We start from the raw sequence: 572 nt of genomic DNA on the forward strand, positions 1-572 counted from the left end.
GGAAGAACACCAGCACCGCCGGGCCGTCGGCCAGCAGCAGCTCACGGTTCAACTCGCCGCCTTCTACGGTGAGCAGGGTGAACGGGTCCAGTTCGTCGCCCACCTGTACGTAGTCGTCGGGTCGCGCTTCATCCACCAGGCGCTGGCGCTGGTCGATATTGATCTTCAGCGACTCCGGCGCCCAGGTCGCAACGCGCTCGGCGTGCAAGTCGGCCAACTGACGGTTGAGGGATTCACTCATGCCAGCGCCTCCTGCTGCTCTTCAACCTCGGCGGCGACGCTGTAGCGGTTGACCGGCACCGCCAGGCCCAGGTTGTCGCGCAGGGTCTGGCCACTGTAGTCGGTGCGGAACAGGCCGCGTTGCTGCAACACCGGCACCACCAGCTCGGTGAAGTACTGCAAGCCATCCGGCAGGACCGAATTGATGATGAAGCCATCACTGGCGCCGGTTTCGAACCAGGTCTGTATCGCATCGGCGACTTGCTCCGGGGTGCCGACAAAATCGCGTTTGGGGCGCGAGAAGCGCAGGGCCACTTCACGCAGGGTCAGGCCTTCGTCCTTGGCCAGTTGCT

Annotated in this window: 2 pseudogenes; both read right to left on the reverse strand. The window is 64.3% G+C overall.

The window, feature by feature from the left end:
• Nucleotides 1–241: pseudogene (locus tag HX823_RS31275) on the reverse strand (alkyl hydroperoxide reductase); the annotation flags it as partial.
• Nucleotides 238–572, reverse strand: a pseudogene (locus HX823_RS31280) (LLM class flavin-dependent oxidoreductase); the annotation flags it as partial. The pseudogenes HX823_RS31280 and HX823_RS31275, both read right to left, overlap by 4 nt.

The sequence above is a fragment of the Pseudomonas sp. P7759 genome (assembly GCF_013386445.1).
Classification (GTDB): domain Bacteria; phylum Pseudomonadota; class Gammaproteobacteria; order Pseudomonadales; family Pseudomonadaceae; genus Aquipseudomonas; species Aquipseudomonas azotoformans_A.